The organism is Streptomyces ovatisporus, from assembly GCF_042653885.1.
Taxonomy (GTDB): domain Bacteria; phylum Actinomycetota; class Actinomycetes; order Streptomycetales; family Streptomycetaceae; genus Streptomyces; species Streptomyces ovatisporus.
Genome location: NZ_JBHSFH010000017.1, coordinates 104,701 through 128,477 on the forward strand (window position 1 = coordinate 104,701; position 23,777 = coordinate 128,477).

Annotated in this window: 20 protein-coding genes and 1 other RNA gene; 7 read left to right on the top strand and 14 right to left on the bottom strand. The window is 70.8% G+C overall.

The features are described from left to right. Positions 1-115 precede the first annotated feature (115 nt). Both ACFPA8_RS26465 and ACFPA8_RS26470 read right to left on the bottom strand, forming a co-directional pair. Positions 116-421: a DUF3039 domain-containing protein gene (locus tag ACFPA8_RS26465; RefSeq protein WP_045866999.1), complete on the bottom strand. Its 306-nt coding sequence runs from the start codon at positions 419-421 to the stop codon at positions 116-118. A gap of 11 nt (positions 422-432) precedes the next feature. After that, on the bottom strand, positions 433-1,095 hold the full coding sequence (locus ACFPA8_RS26470) for a YqgE/AlgH family protein (RefSeq protein ID WP_386452553.1): 663 nt from the start codon (positions 1,093-1,095) through the stop codon (positions 433-435). Positions 1,096-1,412: 317 nt separating this feature from the next. Between ACFPA8_RS26470 and murA the strand changes: the two genes are divergently transcribed. After that, a complete protein-coding gene (gene murA / locus ACFPA8_RS26475) occupies positions 1,413-2,732 on the top strand; it encodes a UDP-N-acetylglucosamine 1-carboxyvinyltransferase (protein ID WP_386452555.1) in 1,320 nt (439 codons plus the stop codon). 170 nt (positions 2,733-2,902) lie between these two features. On the opposite strand, the gene ACFPA8_RS26480 is transcribed toward murA, so the two are convergent. Both ACFPA8_RS26480 and ACFPA8_RS26485 read right to left on the bottom strand, forming a co-directional pair. Next, positions 2,903-3,184: an HU family DNA-binding protein gene (locus ACFPA8_RS26480; protein WP_045866949.1), complete on the bottom strand. Its 282-nt coding sequence runs from the start codon at positions 3,182-3,184 to the stop codon at positions 2,903-2,905. 428 nt (positions 3,185-3,612) lie between these two features. Continuing rightward, a complete protein-coding gene (locus tag ACFPA8_RS26485) occupies positions 3,613-5,070 on the bottom strand; it encodes an NAD-dependent malic enzyme (protein WP_386452557.1) in 1,458 nt (485 codons plus the stop codon). A 315-nt stretch (positions 5,071-5,385) separates the two neighbouring features. On the opposite strand from ACFPA8_RS26485, the gene ACFPA8_RS26490 reads away from it, so the two are divergent. After that, positions 5,386-5,592, top strand: a complete 207-nt coding sequence (locus ACFPA8_RS26490; RefSeq protein WP_028433118.1) for a cold-shock protein — start codon at positions 5,386-5,388, stop codon at positions 5,590-5,592. A 218-nt stretch (positions 5,593-5,810) separates the two neighbouring features. Here the strand turns inward: ACFPA8_RS26490 and ACFPA8_RS26495 are convergent, their stop codons facing one another. Further along, the gene (locus ACFPA8_RS26495) at positions 5,811-8,270 is read right to left on the bottom strand and encodes a HelD family protein (RefSeq protein ID WP_386452558.1); all 2,460 of its coding nucleotides are present in this window, start codon (positions 8,268-8,270) and stop codon (positions 5,811-5,813) included. 208 nt (positions 8,271-8,478) lie between these two features. Between ACFPA8_RS26495 and ACFPA8_RS26500 the strand changes: the two genes are divergently transcribed. Continuing rightward, positions 8,479-8,910 (top strand): DUF4190 domain-containing protein, encoded by a 432-nt coding sequence (locus ACFPA8_RS26500; protein ID WP_386452560.1) that lies wholly within the window; start codon positions 8,479-8,481, stop codon positions 8,908-8,910. 30 nt (positions 8,911-8,940) lie between these two features. Here ACFPA8_RS26500 and ACFPA8_RS26505 read toward each other — a convergent pair whose 3' ends face one another. From ACFPA8_RS26505 to ACFPA8_RS26525, 5 genes are all read right to left on the bottom strand, one after another. After that, positions 8,941-10,149 (bottom strand): uroporphyrinogen-III synthase, encoded by a 1,209-nt coding sequence (locus ACFPA8_RS26505; protein ID WP_386452561.1) that lies wholly within the window; start codon positions 10,147-10,149, stop codon positions 8,941-8,943. Positions 10,150-10,271: 122 nt separating this feature from the next. Then, complete coding sequence (locus ACFPA8_RS26510; RefSeq protein WP_386452563.1) at positions 10,272-11,681, bottom strand: MFS transporter; 1,410 nt, start codon at positions 11,679-11,681, stop codon at positions 10,272-10,274. A gap of 104 nt (positions 11,682-11,785) precedes the next feature. Continuing rightward, the gene (locus ACFPA8_RS26515; protein ID WP_386452565.1) at positions 11,786-13,069 is read right to left on the bottom strand and encodes an acyltransferase family protein; all 1,284 of its coding nucleotides are present in this window, start codon (positions 13,067-13,069) and stop codon (positions 11,786-11,788) included. Beyond that, positions 13,066-15,258 carry a bifunctional polysaccharide deacetylase/glycosyltransferase family 2 protein gene (locus ACFPA8_RS26520; RefSeq protein ID WP_386452653.1) on the bottom strand — a complete coding sequence of 731 codons (2,193 nt, stop codon included), beginning with the start codon at positions 15,256-15,258 and terminating at the stop codon, positions 13,066-13,068. The genes ACFPA8_RS26515 and ACFPA8_RS26520 overlap by 4 nt, the downstream gene beginning before the upstream one ends. 92 nt (positions 15,259-15,350) lie before the next feature. Continuing rightward, the gene (locus ACFPA8_RS26525; protein WP_386452566.1) at positions 15,351-16,055 is read right to left on the bottom strand and encodes a hypothetical protein; all 705 of its coding nucleotides are present in this window, start codon (positions 16,053-16,055) and stop codon (positions 15,351-15,353) included. Positions 16,056-16,678: 623 nt separating this feature from the next. Between ACFPA8_RS26525 and ACFPA8_RS26530 the strand changes: the two genes are divergently transcribed. Further along, positions 16,679-17,041: a DUF4180 domain-containing protein gene (locus ACFPA8_RS26530; protein ID WP_386452568.1), complete on the top strand. Its 363-nt coding sequence runs from the start codon at positions 16,679-16,681 to the stop codon at positions 17,039-17,041. 80 nt (positions 17,042-17,121) lie between these two features. Continuing rightward, on the top strand, positions 17,122-18,351 hold the full coding sequence (locus ACFPA8_RS26535) for a GDSL-type esterase/lipase family protein (RefSeq protein WP_386452570.1): 1,230 nt from the start codon (positions 17,122-17,124) through the stop codon (positions 18,349-18,351). 94 nt (positions 18,352-18,445) lie between these two features. On the opposite strand, the gene ACFPA8_RS26540 is transcribed toward ACFPA8_RS26535, so the two are convergent. Next, a complete protein-coding gene (locus tag ACFPA8_RS26540; protein ID WP_386452571.1) occupies positions 18,446-18,898 on the bottom strand; it encodes an SRPBCC domain-containing protein in 453 nt (150 codons plus the stop codon). Positions 18,899-19,006: 108 nt separating this feature from the next. On the opposite strand from ACFPA8_RS26540, the gene ACFPA8_RS26545 reads away from it, so the two are divergent. Together ACFPA8_RS26545 and ACFPA8_RS26550 are read left to right on the top strand one after the other, a co-directional pair. Next, on the top strand, positions 19,007-19,564 hold the full coding sequence (locus ACFPA8_RS26545; protein WP_386452655.1) for a TetR/AcrR family transcriptional regulator: 558 nt from the start codon (positions 19,007-19,009) through the stop codon (positions 19,562-19,564). Between the two features lie 103 nt (positions 19,565-19,667). After that, positions 19,668-20,942, top strand: coding sequence for an MFS transporter (locus ACFPA8_RS26550; RefSeq protein ID WP_386452573.1), 1,275 nt, complete (start codon positions 19,668-19,670; stop codon positions 20,940-20,942). A gap of 155 nt (positions 20,943-21,097) precedes the next feature. On the opposite strand, the gene ACFPA8_RS26555 is transcribed toward ACFPA8_RS26550, so the two are convergent. From ACFPA8_RS26555 to ssrA, 3 genes are all read right to left on the bottom strand, one after another. Then, on the bottom strand, positions 21,098-22,096 hold the full coding sequence (locus tag ACFPA8_RS26555) for an oxygenase MpaB family protein (protein ID WP_386452575.1): 999 nt from the start codon (positions 22,094-22,096) through the stop codon (positions 21,098-21,100). Between the two features lie 21 nt (positions 22,097-22,117). Next, positions 22,118-22,786 (bottom strand): GOLPH3/VPS74 family protein, encoded by a 669-nt coding sequence (locus ACFPA8_RS26560; protein WP_386452577.1) that lies wholly within the window; start codon positions 22,784-22,786, stop codon positions 22,118-22,120. Between the two features lie 513 nt (positions 22,787-23,299). Then, positions 23,300-23,670, bottom strand: a transfer-messenger RNA (tmRNA) gene (gene ssrA, locus ACFPA8_RS26565). Between the last annotated feature and the right edge of the window lie 107 nt (positions 23,671-23,777).

Genomic DNA, 23,777 nt, shown 5'->3' on the forward strand with positions numbered 1-23,777 from the left:
CCGGTCGCCCGGCACCCGGTCGCCCGGACTCCGGGGGGACCCCGGGGCGAGCGGAGGACCGGGGACCCGAGGAGCGACTACGGAGCAGCCGGGCAGAAGAGCAGCCGCCGGGGCGTCACTTGCCGTCGCCCTTGCCGCCCTTTCCGTCCTTGCCGCCGCCCTTGCCTCCGTCGGCGCCCATGGTCTCGTAGATCTCCTTGCACATGGGACAGACGGGGTACTTCTTCGGGTCGCGGCCCGGCACCCAGACCTTCCCGCACAGCGCGACGACGGGCGTACCGTCCATCGCGCTCGCCATGATCTTGTCCTTCTGGACGTAATGGGCGAACCGTTCGTGATCGCCGTCTCCGTGCGACGTCTGGGGGGTCGGCTCGACGAGCGTGCCGGTGCCCGTACCGCGCTCAGGCTCAAGAGTGCTCATGCGCACCAAGCCTAATTGAGCGAGGCGTCGTCCGGGTACGTGGCCACCATGGCCAGTTCACTGCGCTGACGTCGCAGCACGGAACGCCACAGCCGCTCGGGCGCCGGGGAGGACACGTCGCCGGGTTCCGACTCGACGACGTACCACGCGCCCTCCGAGAGCTCCTTCTCCAGCTGCCCGGGACCCCAGCCGGCGTAACCGGCGAAGATCCGCAGCGAGCCCAGCTCCGCGGCCAGCAGCTCCGGCGGCGCCTCCAGGTCGACGAGGCCGATGGCGCCGTGCACGCGCCTCCAGCCCAGCGGCCCGTCGCCGTCGTCCTCGCCGCGCGCCGGGCCGCGCGCCGTGCCACGCCCCGCCCCGGGCCCGTCGCGTCCGTCGCGGTCTCCCCCGGCGGGTGCGCGGTTGCCGTGCGCTGTCGGCACCACGGCGACACCCAACGCGGCGTCCAGCGAGACAGGTCCGCCCTGGAAGACGACACCCGGCTCTCCGGCCAGGGCGGCCCAGGGCTCCAGGATGTCGCCCACGTCGACGGGCGTCGGACGGTTGAGCACCACGCCGAGCGATCCCTCGTCGTCGTGGTCGAGCAACAGCACAACCGCGCGGTCGAAGTTCGGGTCGGCCAGCACCGGGGTCGCAACCAGCAGCCGCCCGGTGAGCGAGGACACCTCGGTCATGGGCCAATGATCCCGCACCTGCGCCTCCCGTGGGAGCCAACGGCGGGATCGACCACCTCACATCAGGCATACGCCCAGCTCAAAGCCCCCGCCAGGTCCGCACAGCCAGGCCGGCAGCTCCGCAACTCCGGTCACAAACGGGCGCTATCCCCTCACAGAACGTGAAAACGTCCAACTGGTGACGCTTCACCTCCCTCCCGGCCCTTACGCGCGAGGACGGGCTGGCGATTACGATGACCTTTTGCCCCATGACTGCTGAACCGGGCGACAGATCAACGCGCCCCAGTCCCAAATCGTCTTCAGGAACGCGGAGATCCATGACCGACGACGTCCTGCTTGTTCACGGCGGCACCCCGCTCGACGGCGAGATCCGTGTCCGCGGCGCCAAGAACCTCGTTCCGAAGGCGATGGTCGCCGCGCTGCTGGGCAGCGAGCCCAGCCGGCTTCGCAACGTCCCCGACATCCGCGACGTGCGGGTCGTGCGCGGGCTCCTCCAGCTCCACGGCACCACGGTGACGGCCGGCGAGGAGACGGGCGAGCTGGTGCTCGACCCGTCCCACGTCGAGAGCGCCAACGTCGCCGACATCGACGCCCACGCGGGCTCGTCCCGCATCCCGATCCTCTTCTGCGGCCCGCTGCTGCACCGCCTCGGCCACGCCTTCATCCCCGGCCTGGGCGGCTGCGACATCGGCGGCCGTCCCGTCGACTTCCACTTCGACGTGCTGCGCCAGTTCGGCGCGACGATCGAGAAGCGTGCGGACGGCCAGTACCTGGAAGCCCCGCAGCGGCTGCGCGGCACGAAGATCCGTCTGCCCTATCCGTCCGTCGGCTCCACCGAGCAGGTTCTGCTCACCGCGGTCCTCGCCGAGGGGTCCACGGAGCTGAGCAACGCCGCCGTCGAGCCCGAGATCGAGGACCTCATCTGCGTCCTGCAGAAGATGGGCGCGATCATCTCGATGGACACGGACCGCACCATCCGCATCACCGGCGTCGACAAGCTCGGGGGCTACACGCACCGGGCCCTCCCCGACCGCCTGGAGGCGGCCTCCTGGGCGAGCGCGGCGCTGGCCACGGAGGGCAGCGTCTTCGTCCGGGGCGCCAGCCAGCGCGCGATGATGACGTTCCTCAACACCTTCCGCAAGGTCGGCGGCGCCTTCGAGGTCCTCGACGAGGGCATCAGGTTCTGGCACCCCGGCGGCCCGCTGAAGTCCATCGCCCTCGAGACGGACGTGCACCCGGGTTTCCAGACGGACTGGCAGCAGCCGCTCGTCGTCGCCCTCACGCAGGCGACGGGCCTGTCGATCGTCCACGAGACGGTCTACGAGTCCCGGCTCGGCTTCACATCCGCGCTGAACCAGATGGGCGCCCACATCCAGCTCTACCGCGAGTGCCTGGGCGGCTCGGCCTGCCGGTTCGGGCAGCGCAACTTCCTGCACTCCGCGGTGGTTTCCGGCCCGACGAGGCTCCAGGGATCGGACCTCGTCATCCCCGACCTGCGCGGCGGCTTCTCGTACCTCATCGCGGCACTCGCCGCCCAGGGCACCTCCCGTGTGCACGGCATCGACCTGATCAACCGCGGATACGAGAACTTCATGAACAAGCTCGCGGAGCTCGGCGCGAAGGTGGAACGCCCGTAGGAGCGGCCGAGGCGGGCAGGGCGACCGAGGCCCACGAGGCCGCCCCGAGAACACCGTCGTCCCCGCACGGAACAGGCGTGAGACTGCACACGAAGGGGTGGTCACCCGGTACCGGGTGACCACCCCTCGCCTTACGTGCTCCGGAGCGGCCGACGACCGCTCCACGCTGCTTACTTGCCCTTGGCGGCTTCCTTGAGCTTGGAGCCGGCCGACACCTTCACGCTGTAACCGGCCGGAATCTCGATCGGGTCGCCGGTCTGCGGGTTCCGCGCGGTGCGCGCCGCACGGTGAGTGCGCTCGAAGGTGAGGAAACCGGGGATGGTGACCTTCTCGTCGCCCTTGGAGACGACCTCGCCGACGGTCTCGGCGAGGGCGGCCAGAACGGCGTCGGCGTCCTTACGGGTCACCTCGGCGCGCTCGGACAGAGCGGCCACCAGCTCACTGCGGTTCATAACTCGTTACTCCCGTGTTCTTCTTGCCGATGAGGCGTGAGATCGAAGCCGATGCTGCCAGGGCCCTCGGACAGTCCCCTGACCAGGGTCTGTTTTCAGACCCTCCCGCCCCGTGGGGAACCCCCAGGAAATCCCCGGGGGATGTGTCCCGGAAATGCATCCTGCCCCTACGTGCCGCGGGAAAGCCAATCCGGCACCTGCTGACAGCTGCGGAGTCACACGAGCGGCGGCGATGGCCTCGCTGCGCTGACGCCCCACAGGCTTGTGTCTTCCGCAACCCTAGAGGGGCCGTCGTAGCCCTGCACCTCGCGACGCGCCGTGCTGCCGTGCGGCGGCGGGCCCCGCGAGATCCGCCGGGAACACTCCAGGCGATGAACTCACCGCGCCGTGAGTACCCGGTACGGCCCGCTCGAACCACCGAACGTGGCTCAGTCCCCCGCCGTGGCGGCCGCCGCCGTCGACGTTGCCGGCGCCGCGGCGGTGGTTCCGGCAGCCCGCGCCGCGTCCCGTACGGCCCCGGCGACGGCGCCGGAGACCTTCTCGTTGAAGACGCTCGGAATGATGTAGTTCGGGTTGAGCTCGTCCTCGAGCACCACGTCGGCCAGGGCACGCGCGGCGGCCAGCATCATGTCGTCGTTGACCGAGCGGGACTGCGCGTCCAGCAGACCGCGGAAGACACCGGGGAAGACCAGCACGTTGTTGATCTGGTTCGGGAAGTCGGAGCGGCCCGTCGCGACCACGGCGGCCGTCTCCCGCGCCACGGCGGGGTCGACCTCCGGGTCGGGATTGGCGAGCGCGAAGACGATCGCACCCTCAGCCATCCGGGCCACGTCGGGACCGGCGAGCACGTTCGGCGCGGAGACGCCGATGAAGACGTCCGCGCCGGCGACGGCGTCCTTCAACGTGCCCGTCATGCCCTCGGGGTTGGTGTTGTCCGCGATCCACCGCAGGGGCGAGCCCTCGGCCTCGCCCACGAGGTCGGACCGGCCCTCGTGCACGACGCCGTGGATGTCGGCGACGACGGCGTGCTTGACGCCCGCCTCCAGCAGCAGCTTCAGGATGGCCGTACCGGCGGCTCCCGCACCCGACATGACCACGCGGATGTCCTCGATCCGCTTGTCCACCACGCGCAGCGCGTTGTAGAGCGAGGCGAGCACCACGATCGCCGTGCCGTGCTGGTCGTCGTGGAACACGGGGATGTCGACGGCCTCGCGCAGCCGGGCCTCGATCTCGAAGCAGCGGGGCGCGGAGATGTCCTCGAGGTTGATGCCGGCGAAGCCCGGGGCCAGCGCCCGGACGATCTCCACGATCGCGTCGGTGTCCTGGGTGTCCAGGCAGATCGGCCAGGCGTCGATGCCCGCGAAGCGCTTGAAGAGGGCCGCCTTGCCCTCCATCACCGGCAGGGCGGCCTGCGGGCCGATGTTGCCCAGGCCCAGCACCGCCGAACCGTCCGTGACGACGGCGACGCTGTTGCGCTTGATCGTCAACCGGCGGGCGTCCTCGGGATGTTCGGCGATCTGCGTGCACACGCGGGCGACGCCCGGGGTGTAGATCATGGAGAGGTCGTCGCGATTGCGAATGGGATGCTTGGACGACATCTCGATCTTGCCGCCCAGGTGCATCAGGAACGTACGGTCGGAGACCTTTCCGAGCGTGACGCCCTCGATCTCGCGCAGCTGAGCGACGATCTCGTCCGCGTGCGCCGTCGAGGAAGCGGCGATCGTGACGTCGATCCGCAGCCTTTCGTGACCCGAGGCGGTGACGTCGAGGCCGGTGACCGAGCCGCCCGACGACTCCACGACCGTGGTGATCTGGCTGACCGCGGACCCCCCGGCGGGGACCTCCAACCGGACAGTCATCGAGTAGGAGACGCTTGGCGCCGTCATTGCCGACTTCCCTCTGCTTTCGCTTGTCCCGAGTACCGCGCACGACCCGCAGCGCCGAAGTATCGGCTCCCGGGGGCGGGGCACGTCAACAGATCGTCCCACCTACCCCCCGGTACGCGTTAACGCCGATGGAGTCGGCTCCCGGGGCGCGGAAAGAGCTTTCCACAGTACGAGACGGCCACGATCAGGCGTCTACCGGCCCCGCTCTCGACCCCCGGCGCGAAAATCTGTGTCTACGCCCCAAATCACTTCAAAGCGCCCCATCTCAGCCTAGGATCGCCCCGCAAACGCCATATGCATACAGGGAGACCAGGAATGGCTCAGGGCACCGTCAAGTGGTTCAACGCCGAGAAGGGCTACGGCTTCATCGCCCAGGAGGACGGCGGACCGGACGTCTTCGTCCACTACAGCTCGATCCACGGAGAGGGCTACCGCAGTCTGCAGGACACCCAGCGCGTCGAGTTCGAGATCGCGGAAGGCCGCAAGGGCCCGCAAGCGGAAGGGGTCCGCATCATCGGCTGAAGGCCGGGATGCGAACCCCTGCGCGGGACCTCGAAGAGTCTCGAAGAGAACCGCGTTGCTCGTGAAGTCTTGGTGACACCGACCCGCCAGCTCGCCTCGCGGCAAGTGGTCGCTCGTAGCGACAATGGTTGGGCCCGGGGGCATGGATCGGGCCGGTGCCACATCCAAGGTAACAAACAGCCCCAGGAAGCGATTCCCCTCCCGGACGGCAGATCGGGTCAGTCCCTCAGCAGATGCGGGACATCCGCCGTGTCCGGCAGGTCACCCTCTGCCGAAAGCACCGTCAACCGCTGTGTCGCCCGCGTCAGGGCCACGTACAGCACCCTCAGTCCCGCCGGCGACGCCTCCCCCGGGACGTCGTCCAAGGAAGCGCCCCCACCAGCGGATTCGTTCCCGGTGGGGGGCTCCCCGGCGATCTGCGCAGGAGCGACGACCACTGTCGCGTCGTACTCCAGGCCCTTCGCCTCCAGACTCCCCAGCGGCACGACGCGGTCGCCCAGACCCGACAGCCACTCACGGGCCTCCTCGCGGCGGCGCATCGGGACCACCACGCCCACCGTGCCGTCCACCTCGCTCAGCGCGCGCTCCGCCTCCGCACGCACCGCCGCGCCCAACTCGCCGCTCGCGACGGCGAAACGGGGACGCAGACCCGTCGAACGCACCGCCTTCGGGGGCACCACCCCGGGCATCGCCCGCGCCAGCACCCGGTCCGCGAGTTCGGCGATCTCAGCGGGGTTGCGGTAGTTGACGGTCAGTTCGAAACGGCGGCGGGGGCGGCTGCCCAGGGCTTCGCCGCGCGCCTCGGCCGCTTCCTCCGGATCGGGCCACGAGCTCTGCGCCGGGTCGCCGACGACCGTCCAGGTGGCGTGCCGGCCACGGCGGCCCACCATGCGCCACTGCATGGGCGTCAGATCCTGGGCCTCGTCGACGATGACGTGCGCGTAGTCGGTACGCTCCTCCGCCAGCCGCTCGGCCCGGCCCCGGCGGGGTGCCTCGCGGTCCGCCGCGGTGGTCAGCTCGTCCAGGCCGGTCAACTGCTCGAGAGGGTCTCCGAGCGACAGTTCCGCTTCTCGCCTGCGCGGCTTCGCGACGGTACCGAGCTGTACGCGCAGCTCGTCGAGGAGTGCGACGTCGTGGACGGAGAGCGGGCCCTCGCCGTCGGCGCCGAGCCTGCGCACGGACCGCGCCACCGCGCGCACCTCCGCGGGCGTGAGCAGCTGTCCGCGGCGGGACCGTCCCGCCCTGTTCCTGCCGGTTCTGCCTCTTCCGGCGGCCCCGCCGGACCTGCCCGTGCCGCCCGAACCGCTCGCCGCTCCCGCGAAGAGCGACAGCCGGTCCTCGTCCGCGAGTGAGGCCAGCACCCGGCGCGGGGTCAGCTCCGGCCACCAGGCGTCGAGGAAGTCGGTGAAGTCGTCCTCCGCCGAGACGTCCTCGTCGAACCCCTCGCGTGCCTCCGCCGCCAGGTCCGGGTCCGTGTGGTGACGGCGGGCGCCGCACTTCTCCCAGAGCGCGTCGAGCAGGAACTTGCGGGCACGCGGACGCATGAGGTTGACCGGTGCCGTGCCGCTGAGCACCTGCTGCCGGATGCGCCGCAGTTCCCCTGCGTCGAGTTCGACCCTGTTGCGGAAGGCGACGACGCGAAGCCTCTGCGGCACCTCTCCCGCGTCCAGCGCCCCGCGCGCCGCCCTGTGCAGCACCTTGACCATGCGGGCCGATCCCTTGACGCGGGCGACGCTCTGCTCGTCGTACGTACCCGCCTCGGCACCCTCCACCAGTGAGCCCAGTGCACGGATGGCGACCTGGCCCTCCTCGCCCAGGGACGGCAGCACGCCCTCCGTGTAGGAGACCAGCAGGGGTGTCGGGCTGACGATGAGGATGCCGCCGGCGTACCTGCGCCGGTCCTGGTACAGCAGGTACGCGGCGCGGTGCAGCGCCACAGCCGTCTTGCCGGTGCCGGGGCCGCCCTCGACCTCCGTGACGGAGGCCGCGGGCGCGCGGATGACCAGGTCCTGCTCGGCCTGGATCGAGGAGACGATGTCGCGCATCGTGTGGCTGCGGGCCTGGCCGAGCGCCGCCATCAGGGCGCCGTCCCCGATGACGGGAAGCTCCTCGCCGTCGAGCCGTGCGGTGATCTGCGGACGCAGCAGATCGTCCTCCACGCCGAGCACTCTGCGGCCCTTGCTGCGGATCACGCGGCGCCGTACGACGCGGCCGGGCGCGACGGGCGTCGCGCGGTAGAACGGCGCGGCGGCAGGCGCACGCCAGTCGATGACCAGCGGCGTGTAGCCGGCGTCCAGCACGCCGATGCGGCCGATGTGCAGCGTCTCGGCGATGTCGGCGGCGCCGTCCTCCCGGACGGCGCCCTCGGCGGGTTCCGAGGAGATGTACGCGCCGTCCGGGCCCCGCTCGGCGTCCGCGCCCCGCAGCAGGTCGATACGGCCGAAGAGGAAGTCCTCGAACTCGCTGTTGAGCCGGTTCAGATGGACGCCGGCGCGGAACACCTGCGCGTCCCGCTCCGCGAGCGCTCCGGGGGTGCCCACCTGTGCCCGCTTCGAGGCGTCGTCCATGAGGAACTCGGCCTCATGGATCTTCTCCTCGAGCCTGCGGTAGACGCCGTCCAGGTGCGCCTGCTCCCTGCGGATCTCCCGCTCCCGGGCACTGTCGTGCTGCGCAGCCAACGCCGCGGCCCCCTTCTGCTCGTCAAGGCCCCCTGCCTGCACAGGGCAGCCGTCAACCGTACGCGACCGGCGGCGTGCGGCGCACTCGCCGCGACGGCGGACGGCTCCGCGATCCGCGGCACCGCGCACGGCCGGAGGAGTAACGACCCCGAAGCGGGGCAGGCACTGCCTGCCCACGACAACGGAGCCGAGACGGCGGAGGACGGCCATGACATCGCCCCAGAGCTGGGACCAGGCGCACTACGGGTCGGGCGGGCCCGTCGGCCCGTACGGGACGGGAGGCCCGCAGGGACCTCCGCGCAACGGCATGGGCGTGGCCGCCCTGACGCTGGGTCTGATAGGTGCCGTGCTGTTCTGGACCATGCTCGGCGGCATCGTGCTGGGACTGCTGGCGCTGATCTTCGGCATCGTCGGATTCCGCCGTGGCAAGCGGGGCGAGGCGACGAACGGCACGCTGGCGATCGTCGGCGCGGTCATCGGCGGTCTCGCACTGGTCGGATCGACGGTCGTGCTCACGCTGGCGATCTCCCTGGTCGGCTCCGGGGACTACGGCGAGCTCGAGGACTGCATGCGCGAAGCCGGCACGCAGACCGAACAGCAGCAGTGCGAAGAAGACTTCGTGGAGAGCATCCTCGGCTGAGTGGCACCGTCCCGTCGGGCGGTGCCTGTCTCACTCGGCTCCGGTTGTGCCCTCCGCGTCGTACTTGCTGCCCTCCGGCGCCGGGTCGAGGGAGAGCCGGTAACCGCGTTTGACGACCGTCTGGATCAGCTTCGGCACGCCCAGGGCGACGCGCAGTCGCGCCATCGCCGTCTCCACGGCGTGTTCATCGCTTCCGGTACCCGGCAGGGCGCGCAGCAGGTCCGCCCGGGAGACCACCCAGCCCGGCCGCCGCGCCAGGGCCCGGATCAGGGCCATCCCGGCCGGCTGAACGCTCCGCAGCTCACCGTCGACGACGACTGCCCGGCCCCTGATCTCCACCCGGTGTCCCGCGACGGGCAACGCCCTCGCACGTTGCGGCAGTTCGGTGCAGAGCACTTGCACGAGAGGGCCGAGGCGGAACCTTTCGGGTTGCACTGTCGGGACGTCATGTCCCTCCAGCGGAAGGGCTGTCACCGGGCCGACGCACGCCACGAGGACGTCCTGCCGCATCGCCTGGAGCAGCTCCTCCTGCACGCCGCGCCGTTCCGCACGGGCGAGCAGCGACGCGGCTGCGGGAGCACTGGTGAAGGTCAGGGCGTCGAGCCCGCGCGCGAGCGTCACCTCGATCAGACGGTCGAGGGGTGAGATGTCCTCCGGCGGCATCCACCGGTAGACCGGTACTCCCACCACCTCCGCGCCGGCCGCGCGCAGCGACTCGACGAACCCGGGGAGGGGCTCGCCGTGCAGTTGCAGTGCGATGCGGCGGCCGTCCACGCCCTGCGCCAGCAGCCGGTCCAGCACTTCGGCCATGGACTCCGACGCGGGGGACCAGCTCTCCGTCAGCCCCGCGGCCCGGACAGCGCCACGCACCTTCGGGCCGCGTGCGAGGACCTCCACCTCGCTCAGGCACTTCAGCAGGTCGCTGCCGAAGCCCCAGCCGTCGGCGGCCTCGATCCAGCCGCGGAAGCCGATGGCTGTCGTGGCGATCACGGTGTCCGGGGGGTTCTCGGTCAGTGCCTTGGTGGCGTCGAGGAGCTCGGTGTCGTCGGCCAGCGGGACGATGCGCAGTGCCGGTGCGTGCAGCACCTGGGCACCACGGCGTTCGAGGAGGGTGCCCAGCTCCTCGGCACGGCGTGCGGCCGTCACGCCGACCGTGAAGCCGGACAACGGTTTGACCTGCTGCTCGCCGCGTCGCGCTGCTCCCGCGCGCTCCGCCGTCTCTCGTCCCGCTTGCTCCATGTCCTTCTCGCTCCGCCCGTGCTCGTACGAGGAGCCGAGCCTGTCAACACGGCGTGACGGGCCCGGTTCCCCGGGGTTTCCCCGGTGTTACGCCGCAGGGCGGCGGCGTGCGCTCGTGCCGCTCACACCTCGGCGTACGCCGTGGCCCTGCCCGGCTCCTGTGCCTCTCGGGACGATTCCGTTCCGGCCGTCGTCCCCGGGGAGAGCCTCGTCGCACCCCGCAGGTACACGGTCCATGTCACCGCACAGCACAAACCGTAGAAGACCAGGAAGGTGAGGTACGCCGCCGTCCCCGACCCCACCGTCTCGAACGACTGCCGGAAGGCGAGGTTGATGCCGAGTCCGCCGAGGGCTCCGACGGCCCCGATCAGACCCATGGACGCGCCCGAGAGCCGGCGGGCGGACGAGGCCGCCTCTTCGCCCCGCAGGCCGCTCGCCGCCGCCTTGCCGTGGAAGATCGCCGGAATCATCTTGTACGTCGAGCCGTTGCCGATTCCGCTCAGTACGAACAGCGCGGTGAAGCCCGTCACGAACACCGGCAGGGACTCGTTGAGCGAGGCCGCGACCACCAGCAGCGTCGCGCCGCCCATGGCCGCGAACGTCCACAGAGTGATCCGCGCACCGCCGTACAGGTCGGCCAGCCGCCCGCCCACCGGCCGGATGAGGGAGCCGAGCAGCGGACCGAGGAAGGTGAGGGAGGCGGCCTCCAGGGGCGTACGGGCGAACTGCGTCTGGAGCACCAGCCCGAAGGCGAAGCTGTACCCGATGAAGGAGCCGAACGTGCCGACGTAGAGGAAGGACATGATCCAGGTGTGCGGGTCCCGTGCGGCTTCCTTCGCCGCGCCGGTGTCGTTCCGTACGGGCGCCAGGTTGTCCATCCAGCGGGCCGAGCACGCCGTGGCGAGCACGATGAGCGGGATGTAGACGCCCAGCAGGATGCGCGGATGTCCGGCCCCTGCCGTGCCGATCACCGCGAGGCCGGCCAGTTGCATCACCGGGACTCCGATGTTGCCGCCGCCGGCGTTCACACCGAGGGCCCAGCCCTTGCGGCGCAGCGGGAAGAAGGAGTTGATGTTGGTCATGGACGAGGCGAAGTTGCCGCCGCCGACACCGGTGAAGAGCGCCACCACCATGAACGTCGTGTAGGACGTGCCCGGTTCCATGACCACCCACGCCGCGACCGTCGGCACGAGGAGCGCAGCCGCGCTGACGACCGTCCAGTTGCGGCCCCCGAAGCGGGCGACGGCGAAGGTGTAGGGCACCCGTGCCACCGCGCCGGTCAGCGTCGCCACCGAGATGAGCAGGAACTTCCCGGCCGGATCGATGCCGTACTCCGGTCCCATGAACAGGACCATGACCGACCACAGCGTCCATACCGAGAAGCCGATGTGCTCGGAGAAGACGGACAGCAGGAGGTTGCGGTGCGCGATGTTCGATCCGCGTTCCCGCCAGAACGCCTCGTCCTCCGGGTCCCACTGCTCGATCCAGCGGCCCCTTCCACGTGCGCCTCGTGCGGCGGTCGGAGCAGTCATGGCGTCTCCACAGTTCTCGGGTGTCACGGCTGGGTGTCCACCCGAAGCTAGGGACGTCGCGTTTCAGGGCTGTGGCGTGAGGTGTCCTCCGCGAAACCTTGCTCTCACCGGGGGGCGCGCGGTGCGGTGAGAGCTGTCGGGGGCTCCGCGGGGCCGGTCTCTGCCCCGTCGGCTGCGGTTGTGGACGTGTCCGCTTCCGGGGCTGCGGCCGCGGTGACCTCGTGGGCCGGCCGGCGCGTCCTCGGGGCCGTGCGCGGCCACAGGCGGGGCCTGCGCCGGGCGGCGACGTCCTCGGCCCAGCCGAACGCCGCGATCAGCAGCGCGGCCAGAGGCCACACCGCCAGGAACATCAGCACGGCGTACGAGCTCTCCGCGGCGTCCGACAGCCACGCCGAGTCCGAGACGAGAGGGATGCGCCACAGCAGGTCCAGCAACGGCACAGCCGCGATCAGGGCCGGCTGGTGCCACAGATAGAGCGTGACGGCACGGGAGTTGGCGAGCGTCACGGTCCGCTCCAGACGTGTCACCGGCCGGGGCAGACGCTCCCAGGACGGACTCACGCGCAGCAGCGCCAGGCAGAACCCGAAGGACCACAGCGCCTGTGCGAAGGGGATGCCGTTGAGGTCCCAGCCGTCCTCACCGAGGTGCCCGCTCGCCCACCAGAAGCCGGCGCCGGTCGCCGACACGGCGGTCAGAGCCACGGCCCACGCGGGAAGCCGCCTCAGCAGCCCGTCGTGATGGGCGAAGCCCAGCAGCCAGCAGGAACCGTAGACCGCGAAGTCGACCACGGCTTCTCCTGCCTCTCCCGGGATGCGGACAACTCCCGTGCCCACGACGGCGGTCAGCGCCAGCGGAGCGGCCAGAGTCACCCGGGGAAGGCGGCGGAAGGCGCGCAGCAGGAGCGGTGAGAGCAGCACGAACCACAGGTACGCGCGCAGATACCACAGCGGACCCGCCGCCTCGACGGCCCAGCCCGACTCCAGCAGGCCGCCGTCGCCGCCGATGTTCTCCGGGTACGGGGGGCTGCCGACGGGGAACAGCCAGCACGCCAGTCGCAGCCAGCCGCCCGGGCCGGGCCGCCACCCCTGTACGTACAGGGCCGTCAGCAGTACCGCCCCGTACAGCCAGAGCGGCAGCAGCAGACGCCGCACCCGGCTGCGTACGACGCCGAGGGCGGGCCGTCCGAGCGACCGCGCCATCAGCGATCCGGCGAGCGCGAACATCACCCCCATGGAAGGGAAGAGGAACGTCAGCCAGGCCCAGTTGAAGGTGTGGTAGACGACGACGCGCAGCAGGGCCACCGCGCGCAGGAGGTCCAGATAGCGGTCTCGCCCGGGCGCGGGGCTCTGCGGAGCAGGAGTACGCGCCGCCGCCCGGTGCCGGGTCATGTGGCTGCTCGCTCGCTGTCCGTGGTTCGGTGGTGCGGCTCGGCCCCCGATCCGGCGTGTACGGCGGACGGGCCGTGAGGCGACGTGAGCGGCTCGCCGGGCGGTGTCCCGGAGGGCGCCCCGGCGTACGGGACGGCCGGAGCGCCGGCCGGCGCCGCCCCCAACTGGCCTGTGCGGCGCAGCTTCTGCCACCTGAGCCGTCCGCCCGTCAGCGCCGTGATCCACGACTGCATGAGCACCATGTACATCAACTGCCGGTACCACAGCTGCTGCAGGGGCAGCGTGAGGAGCGGCGTCATGCGCTCCTTGTCCAGGCGGAAGGCGTACGCCGCGCAGAGCCCCTGTACGGCCAGTACCGCCAGCCAGGCCCCTGCCGTACGGAGAGTCGGCCCGAACACCAGCCCGTAGACCAGGAATACGTCGATCAGCGGGGCCAGCAGCGGCGCGAAGACCGTGAACAGCGACAGCAGCGGCAGCCCCACCCGTCCGAAGTGCCCGGACGGGCCGCGCTCCACCACGGCTCGCCGGTGCTTCCAGATGGCCTGCATCGTGCCGTAGCTCCAGCGGTAGCGCTGCGACCACAGCTGGCGCACGTTCTGCGGGGCCTCGGTCCAGGCGCGTGCCCGTTCCGCGTAGACGACCTGCCAGCCGTCGCGGTGGAGCGCCATGGTGACGTCGGTGTCCTCGGCGAGGGTGTCGTCGCTCATTCCGCCGACCCGCCACAGGGCGGACCGCCTGAACGCGCCGACCGCGCCGGGGATGGTGGGCATGCAGCGCAGCACGTCGTACATGCGGCGGTCGAGGTTGAAGCCCATCACGTACTCGATGTGCTGCCATGCGCCCACCAGCCTCTGCCGGTTGCCGACCTTCGCGTTGCCGGCGACGGCGCCGACGCGCGGGTCGGCGAAGGGCTGCACGAGCTCCCGTACGGTCGAGGGTTCGAAGACCGTGTCGCCGTCCATCATCACGATCAGCTCGTGAGAGGCGTGCTGCAGACCGTGGTTGAGGGCCACGGGCTTCCCCGAGTTGGGCTGGCGCAGCACCCGTACGCCCGGCAGGCCGAGGGATTCGACGATGCGGGCGGTGCCGTCCGTCGAGCCGTCGTCGATGACGATGACTTCGAGCGGGTGGTCGCTCGCGGCGAGGGAGTACACCGTGTTCGCTATGCACTCACGCTCGTCGAACGCGGGGACCAGCACCGTGACGGGCTCGGTGACCTGCGGTGGGGCTCCGCCGCTCCCGGTGTCCCGGAACCGTCGTCGTGCCCGTCCGGCGTGCACCGCGGACAGCACGAGCATCAGCGCGAACCGCGCGATGACCAGTCCGCCGGCCAGCACGAGCGCCCAGACGAGCACGCCGGTGACGTTCTCGGAGACGCCGACCGCGGCGACGAAAGCCTTGCTCTTCCACAACTGGGCGCCGTGCACGGCGGAGTGCGGGCCCGGTGCCCCCAACGCCTCTGTCAGACGCGGGAATTCGTACCCCTGAGCCTGCAGTCGGGGGATCATCCGGTCCAGTGCCGCCACGGTCTGCGAACGGTCGCCGCCGGAATCGTGCATGAGGACGATCGCACCCTTGCCCTGCTGGGGCATCGCGCGGCGGACGATCTCGTCGACGCCCGGCCTGGCCCAGTCCTCGCTGTCGGTGTCGATGAACGCGGTGATGTAGCCGCGGCTCGCGACCTCGCGGACGACGGGCCAGGACTCGTCGTCGAGCGCGTCGGCGGTCGAGGAGTACGGCGGCCGGAACAGCGACGTGCGTACGCCTGCGGCGCCCGCCAACGCGAGCTGACTCTGGGCGAGTTCACGCTGGATGCGGCCGGGCGACTGGTAGGAGAGGTCGGGGTGGTTGAAGGTGTGCAGCCCGACCTCGTGGCCCTCGTCGACCATCCGGCGCACCAGTTCCGGGTGGCGGGCGGTCATGGTGCCGGTGACGAAGAAGACGGCATGAGCGTCGTGTCGGGCGAGCTTGTCGAGGATCTTCGGCGTCCACTCCGGATCGGGGCCGTCGTCGAAGGTCAGCACGATCTTGCGGTCGGGCACACGGTGACTGACCGGCTCGGAACCGCGGGCGTCGAGTACGGGTCCTCCGGAGAGGACCTTCGCAGGTACGGCACCCGTGGTGGCCGGCGGCCGCACCCGGTGGTCGGCGAGGAATTCGCTGTGCACGTAGCCGCGCAGCAGCAGCATCACGACCACGACGGCGAGAAGCACGGCCGGGAGCAGGTAACGGAGCGGCAGCCGGGGCCGCTTCGGACGCCGGGAGACCGCGGGTCCGTGCCTCACTCGGCACCTGTCGTGGATGGGCCGTCGCCGCCGCCGAGGATCGGTTCGAGGATCTCTTCCAGCAGGCCGCCGCCGGAGGGGGACTCCGAGGGCGTCGGCTCTCCCGGGCCGTCACCCGGCTCACTCGGGGTGCCGCCGGCCGAGCCGGCCGCTCCCCCGTCGGAGGGCTCGGCGGGCGGGTTCCCCGGTGTGGGGGCGGAGCCGCCCTGGCCGCCCTTCGTCCCCCCGCCGGAGCTCCCCGAGCTGTTGGAGTCGCCGGAGCCTGCCGTGCCACCGGAGACAGACGTCTTCCCGTCCGCCCCGGAGGCGGCTCGGCCTTCGGATGGTTCCTTCTCCGTCGAACTCCCCCGCCCACGAGCCCTGTCGACGCCGGCAGAAGCGGACGACGCGGAGGCGCTCGGTTCCGGCTCGGCAGTCCCCGCTGCCGCCGTCCCGGGCATCCGCTTCTGCGCGTCCTCCCCCTCCTCCGGAACGACGCGCACGGCACCGGACCCGCTGTTGCCCGCCCCCGGAATAAGCACCCCCCAGGGCGCGTCGGAGTTCCCGCCGATCACGCTCACCGCCACGACGAGCGCATAGCCGCCCCCGGCCATCCCCATCGCCATGCCGAGCCGGCGCCAAGTGCGGCGCCGCCCGCCGCTGTTGTCCACGAAGACCGGAGCCGCGCCGCTGCCCGGTTGCCCCTCGGAGTGATCTGCCATGTTCGCTCCGCGCCCTCCCACCCTGGTGAGCGCGCCCCCTCCTGATTGAAGGTGAAAATGTAGCGTAAATGTGAAGGCATAAATGTGACTAGTCAGCTTTTTTGCTCACTCATTGGACAGTGTTGTGACGATGTAGTGACAGGCCCTGCTCAACCCCGCGGCCGGGTCCGGGAGTTGCCACCGGTCGCCCTCCGTGAGGCCGCACCCCGAGGGGCAGTTCGCCGATGCGGAGCGTCACCGGTTGGGATCCGACCTGCAACGCCTCACCAAACGGCTCCCGATCGGCCGAAGGCCCCCGAAGTCGGGGATCGACGCCGCACCGCGAGCGGAGGCAGGCACAGAATCGGGAGAGCCGCTCGCCGCCGCTCACGACTCGGCAGTGGCATTGAGTAACCGGGGCCGGTAACGGAGAGCAGCCCTGGGAAGCGGCGCGCGAAGGGGAATACATGAATCCGGTCGTGTGCCGGGTCACCGGGTCACTGGGTCACCGGGTCGCACGGGACGGTCCGCCCATGGCACGTGCCCCGTCCGGCCGTGCGTACGGCAGGCACCCCCGCTGCACGCGTGCCGCGCACCGGTAAAGACGTCGCCCTCGCCGGCGTACGGCCTTAACCTGCAAGGCCATGAGCACCCTGACGAAGATCCATGACGTCCCCGTACTGATGTGCCCGGCCGAGGGCGAGCTCTTCGGCAGCGAGCGCGATGCCCTGGACTGCATCGGGGACGCCATGTACCAGGGCGCTCAGTGGGTCGTCGTCCCGGCCGGACGGTTCGACGACACGTTCTTCGAGCTGCGCACCCGCCTGGCCGGTGAGATCATCCAGAAGTTCGTCAACTACCGCATGGGGCTTGCCGTCATCGGCGACATCTCCCGGCATACGGAGGCCAGTTCCGCTCTGCGGGACTTCGTCCGCGAGTGCAACGGCGGTCGGCAGACGTGGTTCCTGGGCGACGTCGAAGAACTGCGGCAGCGGCTGAGCAACTGAGCCCTGTTCCCCGTCCTGCTGCCCGGGCGCCGGCAGGAAAAGCATGTGCGGATCGGGAACCCCGTTGTCAGGCTGAGGTCATGACGCGCCAGTACGACGGACTCCCCGGCCCCGGCCCCTCCACGACGCCCCAGTCAGCGGGCTGGATCACCACACCCCTCACGGCGGACCTGGTGCGCGGCGCGCTCGAATTGGAACGCACCGAGCACGGACTGCTGCCTCACCGCCTGCCGGCCCGCGCCCGGGCGCAGTGCGACGACGCGCTGCTGGCCGCGGCGGAGGCCAAGCCCTCCGGTGTACGACTGGCCTTCCGCACCCGGGCGACCGCCGTCGAACTGGACACGCTCCCCACCAAGACGGTCTACCAGGGCGCCCCTCCCAGGCCCGACGGCATGTACGACCTGCTCGTCGACGGCAGTTTCGCGGCGCGGGCGAGCGCACCCGGCGGCAACGTCATGACCGTGGACATCACCACCGGGTCCACGGAGACCCGGCCGGGCCCGGTCGGCACTGTCCGGTTCCCCGGTCTGGCCGGCCGCATGAAGAACGTCGAGATCTGGCTGCCGCACAACGAGACGACTCAGCTCGTCGCACTGCGCACGGACGCTCCCGTCGAACCCGTCCCGCTCGGTGGCCGCAAGGTGTGGCTGCACCACGGCAGTTCGATCAGCCACGGTTCGGACGCCGCCGGCCCCAGCACGACATGGCCCGCCCTGGCCGCCTCCCTCGGCGGCGTGGAACTCGTCAACCTGGGCCTGAGCGGCAGCGCCATGCTGGATGCCTTCACCGCCCGCGTCATGCGGGACACCCCTGCGGACCTGATCAGCGTCAAGATCGGCATCAACCTGGTCAACGGCGACGTGATGCGGCTCCGGGCCTTCACGTCCGCCGTGCACGGCTTCCTCGACACCATCCGGGACGGCCACCCCGAGGTGCCGCTGCTGGTCGTCTCGCCCGTCCTGTGCCCCATGCACGAGGACACACCCGGTCCCGGCGCGTTCGACTTCACCGCCCTCAGTGCCGGGCGGCTGCGGTTCCGGGCCACGGGCGACCCGGCGGAACGCGCCGCCGGGAAACTGACGCTCAACGTCATCCGCGACGAGCTCTCCCGCATCGTGAAACAGCGGGCCGCCGACGACCCCCGGCTGCACCACCTCGACGGGCGCGACCTCTACGGCGAGGCGGACTTCGAGGAGTCGCCCCTGCCCGACGGGCTCCACCCGGACGCCGCGTCGCACCGCCGTATCGGCGAACGCTTCGCGGAACGGGCCTTCGGCACGGGCGGCCCGTTCGCCGCCGCCGGCGCCTGAGAGGACCTGCCCCGCGGCACAGGTCCGGCCGCCGCGCAGCAGCGCTTCCGCCGAACCTGTGCCGCGTCCGCCCGGCGGCCTCGGCACGAGGCGGCTACTGCTCCTTCTCGGCCACTCGCTTCAGCGCATCGGCGGCGGCCTGGTAGGCGGCTTCGAGGTTCGAGCGGTGCTCGGCGAGCACCGCCTCGGCCATCGAACCCTCGAAGGTCTCCTCGTCGACGAATCCGGTGCCCTCGGCTCCCTGAGTGAGCGTGAAGCGGTGGCGCCCGAAGAAGTGCTCGGCGTCGCCGCCTTCCCAGGCGAGCACAGCGGGCGCGGTCATCTCGGTGACGGTCACGTCGAATTCGCGCTCGGCGGGAGTACCGCGATCAGCCCGAAGACGCAGAGCGGTCCCCTGGGTGATCTCCTCGGCGGGCGGACCGTCGACCAGTTCGACGCTGGGGTGCCACTGTTCGTAGCTGCGCAGATCGGTGAGGACCTGCCATACCCGTTCCGCGGATGCGGCGACTGTGGCCGTGGCACGCACGGCGAGCTTATTTTCCTGCATGACCGTTCAGTGTAATGACGGAGCGGTCCGCACGTGCCCCAATAGACTGGATTCATCGCTGGGATCAAGGGACAGGTACAGAAGCGCGGCGAGGAGCGCCGTCGCTCGATCGTCGATGCCGCGACGGAGCTCTTCGGCCGGAACGGCTACCGGGGCACCGGCCTGGCCGTGATCGCGAAGCAGGCCGGCATCACGCCCTCAGCGGTCATTCATCACTTCGGCAGCAAGGAAGGACTGCTCCGGGCAGTTCTCGACGCGCACGACGCCCGCTCCGCAGCACGGCTCTCGCGCCACGTGGGCAAGGGCGTACGCGGACTCGTCGACGCCCTCCTCGACGACGCCGAGGACACTCAGCGCCACATGCACCTCTCCACCCTGCACGCCACCCTGCAGGCCGAACACCTCCCCGCCGGCCCCGGCGACGAGGTACGCAACCGGTTCCTGCAGCGCAGCCGACTCCTGCGGCAGGCCATGGCCGACGTCCTGCGCAGCGGCGTGGACAGCGGCGAGATCACCGACTGCCCCGACCCGGACGCCGCAGCCGCCGAACTGCTCGCGTTCCAGGAAGGCGCACTGATCCTCTGGCGGCTGGACCCCGAGAGCACCGATCTGCGCTCCCTGTACGAAACACACCTGCGGCACCTCATCGCGGAGACCGGCGGCTGACCGCCGCCCCGTAAGCCGGGGGCAGCCCGGGCCCTCGGCACGTGGCCCGAGCCTCGCGAAAACGGGTGGCCGCATGTCCTGCCGGACGGGGAGGCTGGCCCGCATGCCCTGCTCCTCAGCTCTCCGTCGACGCCCGGTGCGGAGCCGGATCGCCCCGTATCAGCGGTTGTTCGCCGGGCCGGGGACGCGTGCCTTCACTGCTGGAAGCATGCTCGCCCGGCTGCCCATGGGGATGCTCACGGTCTCCGCGGTCATCATGATCGCGAGCACCCGTGGTTCGTACGCGCTGGCAGGGGCCGTCAGTGCGGCGGGGCTGGCCGCCACCGGCGTGGTGGGACCGCTGACGGCGCGGCTCGTCGACCGGTACGGGCAGTCACGAATCGCTCTGCCCGCGACGCTGATCGCCGCTGCGGGCGCGGTGTCCCTCGCGGCGTGCGTACGGTTCGGGGCGCCCGACTGGACCTTGTTCGCCTCGTACGCGGCGACCGCGACCACCCCCAACACCGGCGGCATGTCCAGGGCCCGCTGGGCGCACCTCTGCCGCAGCGACCCCACTTCCCGGCACACCGCCAACTCCTTCGAACAGGCCGCCGACGAGCTGTGCTTCATGGCGGGGCCGCCGCTCGCCGCCGTCCTGTGCACGCAACTCTTCCCCGAATCGGGCACGTTGACGGGAGCCGGGCTGCTGCTCCTGGGAATGCTGATCTTCCTGCGGCAGCGCGGCACCGAACCGCCGGTGCAGGCGCGGGCCGTCACCGGTCCGCCTTCGCCTCTCCGACTGCGCGCCCTGCTCCCGCTGTTGGTCACGTTCCTGTGCATCGGAGCGGTGTTCGGTTCGATGGAGGTCGCGACGATCGCCTTCGCCGACGGCCGCGGCCAGCAGGCGGCGGCAGGCGTGGTGCTCGCCTTCCACGCCACGGGCTCGGCGGTGGCGGGGCTTCTCATCGGTACCGTACGGCCGCCGTCGGGCCCGCTCATCCGGCGGTTCGCGCTGTGTGTCTGCGTGATGGCCGTCCTGGCGCTGGTGTCGTTCGCCGCGGCGAGCGCCGGGAGCCTTCCGCTGCTCGCGGGAGCCCTGCTCGTCGCGGGCATGGGGGCGGCCCCGGCGATGGTGACGGGCATGACGCTCATCCAGGAGACGGTCCCTGCGGCGCGTCTGAACGAGGGCATGACCTGGGCCGTCACCGCGCTGCTGAGCGGCATCGCCGGCGGTTCGGCCGCCGCGGGCTGGGCGGCCGAACACCTTCCGGGACAGGCGGCGTTCACGGTACCGCCCGCGGCAGCCGCCCTTGCCGCCGCCGCGGCCTCCTCCGCGGCCCTCCGGTCCAAGTGGTCGGAGCGGCCTGCCCGGCCCTCCCCGGTGCCGTCGCAGCGTTGACCGCCGGACCGCCCTTCCGGCCCGGCGCCCGACAGGGGTTCGGCAGGGGTTCGGCAGACGAAGTCCCGGACTCCCGGAAAGCGACGCGGACTTCGTACGCCCGCCCTCCGCCCGCAGAACAACGGGCAGCCGGGCCACGGGAATACGGGAGCGGCCTACCTTTGGCGGCGCACCGGCCGCACCGACCGCGTCCCCCAACCCGTCGGCGGCACATAGTGCTTGGGCGAGTCCTGTTCGTCCGGGAGCGGTGAGTTCCTTTCCGGGGACTCCACGTGAGGCGCGTCCGCTGCCCGCAGCCCCGCCTCGCGCTCCCAACCCGCCCTGGCCCGCGGGTGATAACGGAACCTGAAGGGCACCAGCCGCCACGCGTGATGCACGACCCGGCCGATACGCCGAAGCCGGCGCTCGTCGCGTACGGTCCACCGGTAGCCGAGCCGCTCCCGCACCGCCGGCGGAAAGAGGCCGACCGTGAACCAGACGGTGAATCGTGCCTGCGGCCCGCGCAGCGCCCGCCACACCACGTGCGGCATCCAGGACAGCGCGGGGGGCCTGGCGATGTGGCGGATGTCGAGCACTTCGCGGGTGGGCCGGTTGTCCTCCAGCACTTCGGACGCCATCCGGTCCCAGTACGCGAGGAAGTCCGGCCAGCTCTCCGGCACCGGTCGCATGCTCATCCCGTACAGCCGCCACCACGTCACGTGTTCGTCGAAGAGCCGGTGCTTCTCGGATTCGCCGAGGCCGGGTCCGAAGCGGTCGGCGACGAGCAGCGTCAGCATGAAGAACGTGGAGTGCGCCCAGTAGAAGGTGTCGGGATCGAGCGCGTGGTACGAACGCCCCCGGTCGTCGACGCCCTTGATCGTGTTGTGGTAGCCGCGTACCTGCCGTGCGGTCTCCGCGGCTCCGGGACCGTCGTAGACGACGCCGCCGATCGGATAGAGCGAACGGAAGAGCCGCTGCCACCGCTCCTCGAAGAAACGCGAGTGTGCGGCGACACCGGCGCCCAGCCCGGGGTGCATGTTCTGCATCGCACCGGCCCAGGGCGCGAGCAGCACCCCGCGCCAGTCGCCGAAGTACTTCCAGGTCAGCGAATCAGGGCCCAGCGGCTCGACGTCGGCGGGACGCGGGGACGGCCGTACGCGGGGCTCGTCGCCCATGCGGCTCCTTCCGCCCGGCGGTCAGTTCTGGCCTGCGGAGATGGCGGCGCCCACCGCGACGGCGGTGGCGATGTCCATGTCGGCCAGCGCCTTCTTCAGCGCAGGGCCGGCCTCTCCGGCGCGTTCCGTCAGCGCCTTGATGCGCTTCTTGTGTTCGCGCCGCTCCTTGCCGGAGGTGACAGTCGGGAACTGGCCGACGGCGGCGAGCGCGGTCAGCGCGGCCTGGCGGGTGCTGTAGTCCTCCACGGGACGCCCGCTCGTCAGCGTCTCGACGACCTCCGCGCGCAGCCGCTTCACGAGGGCCTGGTCCTTCACCACGATCCGGTCGTACCGCCAGGTCCGGCGCTCGATGCCGATGAGGCGCCCCCGTTCGAGCTGCTGCTCCACGGCCTGGAACCCCTGCTTGCGGTGCTGCTGCACCTGGGCCTTCCACTTGCGGGGCTTGTCGGCCGATATGCCGCGCAGGGCGTCGTCGAGCACGGGATCGCCGGTACGCCGGTCGCCGACCGTACGGGCCTTGCCGCCGTCGTCGGTGAGGCAGCCGCGGTCGGTCAGTTCGACGAGCACGGCAGCCCGGAGGACGTTCCCGATGACGTCCCGCTTCGTGAGCTTCTCCGTCTCCAGGTCGCAGGCGAGGAGGTAGAGCTCGGCCGGGAGGGTGAGCTGGTTGTTGCTGTCCGTACGTTCCATGTGCCCATCACAGCACGAAAGCCGGAACCACCGAAGAGGAAGTTCCGCCCTTTCCAGGCCGCACGCTGCGACGAACCTCCCGCCTCGGGAGCAACCACCCCCATCGGCACACCAGTTGACCGTTGGATGTGCACAACCCCGCCCGAAATGACGGCAGCGAACGCAGCCCCAAGGCACGACGGATGAAAGCCCCCACCACACGCGGAACCGCAGCCCCAGGAAGCCGCACGAAGAAACAAACCCCAGCCACAACGGGACCGCAGGGGGCGAAGCCCCCGCAGAGAAGCCGCACGAAGAAACAAACCCCCGCCACAACGGGGCCGCAGGGGGCGAAGCCCCCGCAGAGAAGCCGCACGAAGAAACAAACCCCCGCCACAACGGGGCCGCTGGGGGCGAAGCCCCCGCAGGGGGGGGTGCGGGTGGCGAAGCCCCCGCCCCGCGAGGCGAAGCCTCGCAAAACACGAAGAGGGCGACCCGGTCCGCGCTTTCCGCGGACACACGTCGCCCTCGACCTCGTGGAGATGGCGGGAATCGAACCCGCGTCCAACGGAGGGGAAGCAGGGCTTCTCCGAGCGCAGTCCACTTCGATTTTCTCGGCCCCGGAGATCACGTGGACAAGTCTCCGACGGGCCCAGTCACTGTTTGATGTCCCGGCAGGCCCCGTGACCGGGCCTACGCGGTGAGTTCCCTAGCTGATGCCAGGATCCGGGGCGGGAACGCACCCGGGCTGACACTTCACGCTCGCTGCTTAGGCAGCGAGGGCGAAGGAATCGCGCTTCTGATTGGCGATTATTTTTTTGCGGCACATGGTTAACGAGATCATTGCCGCGTTCCTCGGCTCGCTTCACCTACTTCGACATCCGCTGTCGAAACCGATCATCCCCATGTTGAGTTGACAAACTGCGCTGCCTCTCGGGCCGCGCCGCTGACCATGGTACGTGACCCGGCCACGACCGTGCCAACTGTTAGTGCCCGGTCCGTATTCCCGCGA